Below are 9,687 nucleotides of genomic sequence, written 5' to 3' on the forward strand. Positions count from 1 at the left end.
CCAACGGCGGCGTAGATTTCCTTCAAACCCTGAAGCGTAAATTGAACATCGGGATGATTCGGAGAGAGATGCTTTTTGAGAATCCGGAGTGAGCGTGAGTAATAGAATTCTGATTTTTGGAAATCGTCCAGTTTTTGGAACAACGCGCCGAGTTTACCGAATGTCCGGCCGATGTTTGGATGATCGTAGGGATAGTTTGCCTCGAGAAAACCGATTGCCTGCTGATAATACCATTCGGCGCGGTTGAATGCGCCTTCGGATTCTTCAATCTCGGCGAGATTGCAAAGATAGACGCTTTTCCGCATTTTGTAAGGATCGTTCAGCGTTTCGACGACATCGATGAGTTTATTTAAAAAGGTTTTCGCTTTCTCATTTTCCTTTTGGCTGATGTAAAGCGTCACGAGATTTTCAAGTGTCGGAATAACGTCGGCGGAATGTGCGTTCTGATCTTGAACCTTAATTTCCAGCGCCTTGAGATAATTTTCTTCCGCTTCTTTTGCATGTCCCATCAGGTCGTGAATCCAGCCGAGATTGTTGAGGACTTTGGAGGTTTCGGAGTTTGCGGTTCCGAATCGTTCATATGCGAGATGCAGTTCTTCATTGGCAACCCAGAGTGCTTCGGTATAACGCGCAACGGCGATGGCTGAGAAGATTTTGTTGTCGTATTCGATTAGTGGGTTCGTTTTCATCTTTTCTTTTCCTTTTGTAACGCAATTGAATTTAATAACGCGGAGGGCAAGCGCCATCAATTTTTTCAAACAAAGATTTTTTTCGCGATTCAGGAATCTATCATTAAATTTTCCCTGTCCTTGATAACAGCCGGAATGAATATGAAAACACATTTGACAAAGCGATTGACAATTGAATTAATCACCCATCGGGCGGGAGTCGGCGTCGAAGTGGATGCTTTTTCCCATTGGCGCGACTGTTCTGACTGTCGAGCTCTATTATCCGGAGCGATGGATCAGGCGGGGTTTACATTCGATCCAGATGAAAAAGTTGAAGCCGTTTTCGTTAGCGAAAGTCATGGAACGATGGATATTCGAGTTGTCACGGCGGAACGTCGCGTAGTTGCCGTCTGCATGTCTGAAGACGAATGGACGGAAATGGAAGAAAAATTGGTACGTTTTGGCGTGAAGATTCGTCAAGCGTCATCTTCGGATTTTGCCGGACAAATTGCCGATGAAGTCCAATGTTCGTTTTCCAATGGAAAGCCCTATCCGACTCCAAAAATTCATCCGTTGTTAATCCGTTCGGTGTTTTCGCTCAAGGTTCTTTTTTGGACGTGGATGATACCTTATGGGAAGACGGTGACCTACGGCGATATCGCATTCTGGATGAACCAGCCAAAAGCCGCGCGTGCTGTTGGCGGCGCATTGCACAATAATCCGATTCCATTGATTGTTCCGTGCCATCGCGTCGTAGGATCGGATGGAAATTTAACTGGTTTTGCCAGCGGTTTACCGATAAAGCGGAAGTTGCTTGAACTTGAGGGAAGCTTTTTGCAAATTTAAGTTTGTTTTTACAAGTTCGAATCTTTTAAAGTGTTTATCGATTTTGCCAAAAATAGTGATCGCCTCGTTTCATGAAAATTCTTAGAATAACCGGTTGCCTCCTTCTCTGCTGGTCGGTTGCATTTTGCGATGTATCGCTCATAGGAAAATGGCTGTTTCGCACCGGTGATGACAGCAGTTGGGCAAATCCAGACCTGAACGATTCGCTCTGGGATGGAATTCTCATCCCGTCATATTGGGAAGCACAGGGTTATAAGAACTACGACGGCTTCGGCTGGTATCGTTACCATTTTTCGCTGGATTCGGCAACCTGTCAAGTTGATTCAGTCGCATTAATACTGGGGAAAATCGATGACGTGGATGAAACGTTTTTAAATGGTGAGAAGGTCGGAACAAATGGCTCATTCCCGCCCGATTATGTAACCGGTAGAGATAAAATTCGTAAATACATCATTCCGGGGAGATTGCTTCATCGCGAAAACGTGCTTGCCGTCCGCGTGTTCGATTCAGGGAAAGACGGCGGAGTCTATCGGGGGCCGTTGAAAATTCTGATACCGGAGAAAAAATCTGAGCCCAAGGTTAAGAAGCCTAAAATCAATAGTAACTGGTTCCAAATCCCGTTCACAAATGGAATATCGACAGCGAATTATGACGTTCAAAATTGTGTCTTTAATAATTTTTACCCGCACGTGTATCGGAGATTTGACGAGAAAACGCCGACCAAAAAAGTGATTTCTTCGGCGCGGGCAATCCTTTTCCGCGGTGAAGATGAAATTCAATTGAAATCGCTAACATCAAGTGACGCGGGTTATATTGAAAATACGGGAATCGTGAAGCACGAACTCGTCGGTGAAAATTACAAACTCACGCAATACGCGTTTTGTCCATTTTCCGTCGATAAACCGGTTTGGATATTTTTCATTGTTCTAGAGGGAAAAGACATCGAAAATCTATCGTTGAATTTCGAGGTGAACACGCAAAACCTTCAGGTGAACATTGGGAAGTGGGCGTATCAAGCGAATGGAACTAAATGGCTGACAGCGCTGGTTTCCTTCGATTCGGATGAACATACAGACGGCTACACTTTTCTGACGAAATTCAAGAATGAGCATCCCGGATTTTCGGCGCTATTCGAGGAAATTGACTGGTGGAAGAAATGGCATCGGGCAACAATTCTGCCAAATGACATCACGGCGAATGAAAAAAGGCTTTATTATCAATCACTGTGCCTTATCAAAATGTCGCAGTGCCGTGAAGAATTTCCGGCGCGCGGTCAGATCGTGTCTTCTTTACCGCCATCCAATCTAAATTTTACATGGGTGCGCGATCAGGCATATTCAACCAGCGCCTTGTTGAAGGCCGGGCATTCTGAGGAAGCCTTAGCGGCTCTGCAGTTCATCATGAACGGCCGATGCGGAAAATACAAACGATATAACTGGCAGGGAAATCCAACCGGCGTTGGGCAGGATTATGCCGTCTCGGTCTTTCGTTATCTTGGAAATGGCGTCGAGGAATCCGAGCAGACCGACAACGGTGTTATCGTTGAGACCGAAGGGCTCGGGCTAACACTCTGGAATCTTCGCCAATATGTCGAGAAGACGGAGGACATCAAATTTCTCAACTATTACTGGCGGAAAATTTCAAACCAGATCGCCGATGTCCTGAAAAACTCCATCGATGAGACCGGCTTGATCCGTTCCGACATCGGTCCCTGGGGACGGGAATCGGATAAAAAACATTATCTCTATTCATCGGCATGCGCTTACAACGGGTTGGTAAGCGCATCATTTATGGCGCGTTTCCTGAACGATCAAAAACGCATCGTCGGATACGAAGACGCCGCGAATGCGCTGAGGATAAATATCGATAAAAATTTAGTCGACGTTGAAGAAAATTCGCTGAAGGGGAATCTCGAAGACAAGAATCCGTTCATTTACATGGATGCCTCGTCAGTTGAAGCCCTGAATTGGATTTACACGTCTCAGGATAATATCACAAAAGGCACGCTCGCCGCCTATGATAAATATCTGGCTATGAAAAGTTCTCAGCGTGGATATCGAAGAACTCCCAGCAATAAACAGGAGTGGCTTTTTGGCGATTTACGGATTTTGGCGGCGCTCCAACGGAATCCAAATTCATCCCGATTGCATGAAGTAAGAAAATGGATCGTTGGCCAATCGTTGAACAACTATGGACTTATCCCGCAATATTATGATGAAAACCATGCCGAATATCAAGGGGTGGTGCCGCGTATCGGACTTGGTTCTGGAGCGTTTATTCTATCTTTTTGGAGCGATTAGAACGTCTCTCAGCCGATGAGTTTGGCAATGATAAAGCCAAGCACGAAACCGATTAGAAAAATGACGGTGACGATCCGATAGGAAAGAACGTCTTGTTTGTATCCTTTTTTAATTGCCATGGCAGAAACATAGTAGCCGACGGCATTCATCAGCCAGAAAAACGGCAGGGAAAGAACTTTGACGATAATTGGTCCCAGCAGTGGAACCAGTCCGATTATACCCAATAATCCGGCGAAGGCATTTGAGAAAACGCCGAAAGCCAGTGCGATGACGGTAATGACAGCTTTATCCACATGGAACAACAACCCGAGCGTTATACCCGAAATAATGATCAGCCATGTGATGATCAATTTTCGGTTTTTTATCCAGAACAATTTTAGTTTGGCAAAAAAATCATTATTCATTGATTAGCCTCGCTGTTAGCCAAGTCGGTGAAATGAAAAATTCCGTGCGAACAATGCGCCGACGTCCGCCCCTTTCGAGCCAGACCGTCCGCTTGCCTTCGGCCGAGCCGATCTTCCAGTAAAATACATCGGTCAGTTTTGTTACTGGCGTCTGGTTAGGGATCACTTCTGAAAGGAGAATTTCGATCTGGTCGGTTATCAGCGTTTTGTTGCTTACGGAGAGTCGTTCCTCGCCGATGTACCTCAGGCTCGCGTCAAAGAGTTTACCTTCGATTTCAACCGGGACGAGAAATGTTTGAATCTCATCAATGCTCAATGTACGGATGTGCATCAAGAGTGAGAAAAAATTGTGCGTCTTTGGCGGAATAGTTATGGATTTTCCATTCGAATATTCGACGCGCGAGTTGCGGTAAACGGATGTAATCTCCTGCTTGACATTTGGTTGCTCGATGATTTTTTTCCCAAACTGAACGGAAAAATCCGTCGGATCATAGAGTGATTCATAGTAATTATCGATGGCAAAAAAAGTTGAGAACACTTTTTTTGTCTTGGTGTAAAACTGGAGCCGTTCGACGCGTTTTCCATTGTAATTCGTTTGCGAAATTTTCATTTTAAGATCGACAGATGGGACGACAATAAAATCGACGCGGTACTCATATGTTTCTGTCATTCCAGAAAATAATCGTTCTGGAAAAATCAGCAGAAAGGACATGATTATTACGGCAAAGATTCGGGCGAATTTCTGCCTATATAATAAAGAAAGCATCATGCGAGTGCTGGAATTTCCTCTATCGGAATTTTTCCAAAGTCGGACGCGGCGCAATTATCTTTGACCTGCATGGTGGTCTTCGCGCCGGGAATCGCCGTCTGACATGCGGGATGAGAAAGACAAAACCGTAAAGCAACCTGCGACATCGTTTGGTCGGGATACCGAACGAAAAGCGGTTTCATCTGATCCAGTTTGAGCAAGTAGTCGTCCAGTTTTTCAGGCGAAAGATTCATTCGTCGATGGTCGTCTTCGCCAAACCGGCTGTCGCGATTGAATTTTCCCGTCAATAATCCGAACAGAATTGGAATCCGAGCGATGACGCCGATTCCATATTTCAGCGCTTTTGGAAAAAGGACTTTCTCGGCTTCGCGTTCCAGCAAGTTATACCGAACCTGAATGACGTCGATCGCTTCATTATATTGGTCGAGGATGAACGCCTGATCGGTTTCTTTAAATGACTGGACGCTCCAGCCGGAATGGATGATTTTACCGTCTTTTTTTAGTTGCAGAAGAGCCGACCATGGCTCATCGCGGTCGAGATTTTCGATGTTTGGGCTGTGAAGTTGGAGAACATCGAGTGCCTCGAATCCGAGCCGTTTCAGACTTTGCTCCGCCGCAAAAATGATGTAATTCTTGTCTGTGTTTTGGCGAATCGGTCCATAACCAGCGTCGTCTTCTGCCTTCGCGTGATAAAAGTCGTTGCCTGCTTTGGTGGAAACGATGACCCGACCTTTGCCGCGTTCTTTCAATACTCCGCCGATCAATTCTTCGGAGTGACCGTAGCCATAATTATCGGCAGTATCGATCAATGTGACGCCGGAATCAAGCGCTTTTCGTAAGGCATTTCGGGAAACGTCGTCATCCGTTTTGCCCCAATTGAGGCCGCCGATCGCCCATGCGCCGAATCCGATCGACGAAACGGTTGGTCCTTTTTTTCCAAGTTTTACATATTGCATGAACAGTTACCTCCTTGGGTTAGGAATTACGGTTTCGTTCCCAAATCAGCCGAATGCCTTTCAATGTCAGCAAACGGTCGGTATGTGTGATGATTTTGGAATGATGCGTAATCTCGTCGCAAAAACCGCCGGTGATTAGAATCGAAAGCGAATCGACAGCCATTTCCGAGCGGATTCGCTCAATCATTCCTTCGATCATAGCGATATGCCCGATGAAAATGCCGCTTTGCATGTGTTCGCGGGTATTTTTACCGATGATATGCTCCGGAGCGGTAATTTCAACACCGTAGAGTTGGGCGGCTTTTTGAACGAGGTTGGTTGCGGCTATGACCAATCCGGGTGCGATTGCTCCGCCAATGTAATTGCCATTCGCATCGAGAACGTCAAAAGTCGTCGCAGTGCCGACATCGATCACAACAAGCGGACAAGAAAGAAGTGCTTTGGCGGCGACAATGTCGCATAACCGGTCGGCTCCCAGTTGGTTGGGTTCATCGACGAGCAATTTTAAGCCGAGGTCTAAAGTTGGAGCAACGATCATCGCTTCCACTTTCAGATATTTCGTTGTCATTTCTTTAAATGTTTGCGTCAGATCTGGAACGACGGAAGCGATGACAATGGCTTCTACTCGCCGAATATCATATTGCGCATCGCGACAGAGAAGATTAATGTCAAGCCAATATTCATCGCAGGTACGCGAGTGCGACGTGTTCAATCGCCAGAAATTCAACAGATTTTTACCCTCAAATACACCGAACGTGATGTTCGTATTGCCAATATCCGCAACAAGAATCATGATAATGTCTCCTTTTCGATCGAAACTTCAGCGGCATGAAATGTGCGATCGCCGGTTTCCGTTTTAAGAATCAGCGCGCCTATAGGCGAAACATCCTGGAAAATTCCTTCGTAGCGGTTAAAATCGTCGGTGACGACAATTTTTCCCCCGATGTACGGACAGTAGTGTTTCCATTTGGTCATAATCGCATCAGCGCCAGATTGATTCAATAATTCCAGATTGGCGTCGAGCGCCTCTGCGATGGAATTCAGGAGTTCGATGCGTTCCAGACGAATGCCGGTTGCGGAAAGAATCGAACAGGCGTTCACCAAATCGTCTTTGAAAAAAGAACTTGGCTGGCTGACATTTACGCCGATGCCGATGGTGATGGACATTTCTTCGGACGACGACTTGCTTTGGACAAGAATGCCGCAGACTTTTCGGTGATGGATCATCACGTCGTTCGGCCACTTCAGTGAAATGGAATCAGGCGAAACGAATCGAGCGATGCCTTCAAAGACGCCGACCGCCGCTAAAAATGTAAACGCGTAGATCGGAATTTCACGGAAATTTTCGCGTAGGTAGATGGAAAACAGAATTGCAGATTCCGGCGGAGAAATCCACTGTCTGCCGCGTCTGCCGCGTCCTGCTGTTTGATAATCGGCGAGAACGATTGTTCCGTGCGGATGCGTGTGTTTGCCGAGCAGATAGGCGTTGGTCGAGTCAATAGATTCGAAATGAATAACCTGCGACTTGAGAATTTTTGTCTCGATCGGCAGTTTGGTGATTTTAAAGGAATTCATATTTTCAGCGCAGATTCATCTCCTCGATCAATTCCGTGGCCGAACTAAATTTATCCAGCACGAAAAGTACATAACGAATATCAACGCTGATCGTGCGAGTCAGAGCCGGATTGTACTGCCAGTCATTGGTCAGTGCTTCCCAGTTGCAGTCGAAGGCACAACCGACGATTTCACCCTTGGCATTCATCACCGGACTGCCGGAATTGCCGCCGGTGATGTCACAAGTACTGAGAAAAGCGACCGGAATGTCGTTTAATTCCACGTCGTTCCACCGGCCGAAATCACGGTGCGTTGACAAGTCAATCAATTTTTCAGGAACGGCAAATGGTTCGGCGTTTGTATTCTTGGCGATCACGCCACTTAAAGTCGTCTGTGGTTGGTGAATGACACCATCGCGCGGATTGTAACCTTCAATATGGCCGTAAGTAAAGCGCAGACCGCGATTGGCGTCGGGCAAGATCTGACGCCCCGTGACATTTTTTAAAGCGGAAAAATATTGTGGTTCAAGAATCAACATCTCGCCGCTGATGGTTTTCCTTCTCAGCTGGATGCGTTCCATTTCACGGTTCACGTCGGCGGCTAAGGTTAAAAGCGGGTCCTGCCGGGCTGTCAACTCTTCCGCACTTAAGTCGAACATTTTTAGACATTCATCGGTATCAGTAAACTTGGTTCGGGCAAAAATATCATCAATGTAATTCGCAATTGTCCTTTCGGCTTCGATACCAGTCTGCTCATGGATCATCTGACGCAGGAAAGTAGGACGTTCGGCTACCGGGAAAGCGGCTAAGTGTTTCAGCAACATTGTAATAATACGCGCATCCGCAGGAGCATAGTAACCGATTCGTCTATTCTTAAAGGTACGCTTTGAGCGAGCTATTTGATAATCGAAATAACCGGATTCACGTTCATTTTCCGGCTTGGTTTTCTCACGGCTCCACTTTTCGATGGTCAGCGCGTCCGAGAAAACGGTGGCATAGCGCAGGTAACCTATATAAGTATCCTGCTCAACGTTGGTGTAGTATTCGTCGTATGCCTTTTGAATGGTTGGTAAAACGACGCCGTATTGTTTCTGCCAGGCTGGTTTTTCGGCAATTTTTTCCAGAAAAGCTGATTCAGCGGCACGTTTCTGATCAAGAATTTTATCGCTTTTAAATCCAGCCAGCAGACCACGATTATTTTTCAAGCTATTATAAAAACTTTTGATCTGCGATGCCAGCAGAATTTCCGTAGCCGGGTCTTTACGGCTTTCGTCTTCAAGTTCATTGATAATTTCTTCAAAAATTTGGATACGCAGAGGGTAACTGATATTCTGGTTATACGCAACCGAAAAACTGGTGGCGTTGCGATTGGTATAGGCGGGATAACCGAAAATGAAGACAAGATCGCTGAGATTCAGTCCCTGCGTGGAAATCGGCAGAAAAACTTTGGGTTTATAAGGCACATTATCTTTACTGTATTCGGCTGGCTTGCCATTCGGGGCGCAGTAAACCCGCATAAATGAAAAGTCGCCGGTATGGCGTGGCCACATCCAGTTATCGGTTTCTCCACCATAATTACCTATGGATTGAGGTGGAGCGTAAACCAGACGAATATCTTTGAATTTCATATACCTATAAAGATAATAACTGGCGCCGCTAAACATGGTATGAACTTTTCCCTCCAAGCCATTTTCAAGATTTTCGCTTTCGGCTTCGAGCTTTGCGATGGCGAGTTCCACAGTCTTGATACGTTCAGCGGGCGACATTTCAGGTGTCAGCGCCGACAATATTTTTGCAGTAACGTCTTCAAAACCAACTAAAAGTGAAGCCTCGTAGCCAGGCGCCAGCAATTCTTCGGGGAGCGTCCGGGCATAGAAGCCTTTTTCAAGGTAATTATTCTCCGTTGTCGAATTTTTTTGGATTGCGCCGAATGCCACATGGTGATTAGTCAATACCAATCCATTAGCAGAGACAAACGAGCCTGTACCGCCGCCGAACCACAGCACCGCACCGGCAACTCCGCCGCCGTTTGGTTGATATAATTCATCCGGTTTTATTTTCAGACCGCTGATTTTGGCCGGTATCTGATCCGGAGGATACATGCCCTCTTCGGCAACTAGCATCAGATTTATTACGAGGAAACAAATCGCCAATTGTAAAAATTGTTGTGTTCTAATCATTTTTTACTTTC

The 9,687-nt window shown here is 46.1% G+C and carries 9 protein-coding genes; 2 read left to right on the forward strand and 7 right to left on the reverse strand.

Annotation, left to right across the window (positions count from 1 at the left end; genetic code table 11):
- On the reverse strand, positions 1-842 hold an 842-nt coding region (locus COT43_03970), incomplete at its 3' end, for a hypothetical protein (GenBank protein PIS29352.1).
- A gap of 240 nt (positions 843-1,082) precedes the next feature.
- Here COT43_03970 and COT43_03975 point away from each other — a divergent pair.
- Both COT43_03975 and COT43_03980 read left to right on the forward strand, forming a co-directional pair.
- Positions 1,083-1,514 carry a hypothetical protein gene (locus COT43_03975; protein PIS29360.1) on the forward strand — a complete coding sequence of 144 codons (432 nt, stop codon included), beginning with the start codon at positions 1,083-1,085 and terminating at the stop codon, positions 1,512-1,514.
- Positions 1,515-1,585: 71 nt separating this feature from the next.
- Complete coding sequence (locus tag COT43_03980; protein PIS29353.1) at positions 1,586-3,814, forward strand: hypothetical protein; 2,229 nt, start codon at positions 1,586-1,588, stop codon at positions 3,812-3,814.
- 8 nt (positions 3,815-3,822) lie between these two features.
- Here COT43_03980 and COT43_03985 read toward each other — a convergent pair whose 3' ends face one another.
- Genes COT43_03985 through COT43_04010 form a run of 6 tightly spaced genes read right to left on the reverse strand, consistent with a single transcriptional unit; the run spans position 3,823 to position 9,676 of the window.
- Positions 3,823-4,218, reverse strand: coding sequence for a hypothetical protein (locus tag COT43_03985; protein PIS29354.1), 396 nt, complete (start codon positions 4,216-4,218; stop codon positions 3,823-3,825).
- On the reverse strand, positions 4,211-4,987 hold the full coding sequence (locus tag COT43_03990) for a hypothetical protein (protein ID PIS29355.1): 777 nt from the start codon (positions 4,985-4,987) through the stop codon (positions 4,211-4,213). Before COT43_03990 ends, COT43_03985 begins: the two co-directional genes overlap by 8 nt.
- Positions 4,984-5,943, reverse strand: a complete 960-nt coding sequence (locus tag COT43_03995; GenBank protein PIS29356.1) for an aldo/keto reductase — start codon at positions 5,941-5,943, stop codon at positions 4,984-4,986. Before COT43_03995 ends, COT43_03990 begins: the two co-directional genes overlap by 4 nt.
- Positions 5,944-5,962: 19 nt before the next feature.
- Positions 5,963-6,736, reverse strand: coding sequence for a pantothenate kinase (locus COT43_04000; GenBank protein PIS29357.1), 774 nt, complete (start codon positions 6,734-6,736; stop codon positions 5,963-5,965).
- Positions 6,733-7,518, reverse strand: a complete 786-nt coding sequence (locus COT43_04005; protein PIS29358.1) for a biotin--[acetyl-CoA-carboxylase] ligase — start codon at positions 7,516-7,518, stop codon at positions 6,733-6,735. The genes COT43_04000 and COT43_04005 overlap by 4 nt, the downstream gene beginning before the upstream one ends.
- Before the next feature lie 4 nt (positions 7,519-7,522).
- Positions 7,523-9,676 (reverse strand): hypothetical protein, encoded by a 2,154-nt coding sequence (locus COT43_04010; protein ID PIS29359.1) that lies wholly within the window; start codon positions 9,674-9,676, stop codon positions 7,523-7,525.
- Positions 9,677-9,687: the final 11 nt, after the last annotated feature.

It is taken from the genome of Candidatus Marinimicrobia bacterium CG08_land_8_20_14_0_20_45_22, assembly GCA_002774355.1.
GTDB lineage: Bacteria > Fidelibacterota > UBA2242 > UBA2242 > UBA2242 > 0-14-0-20-45-22.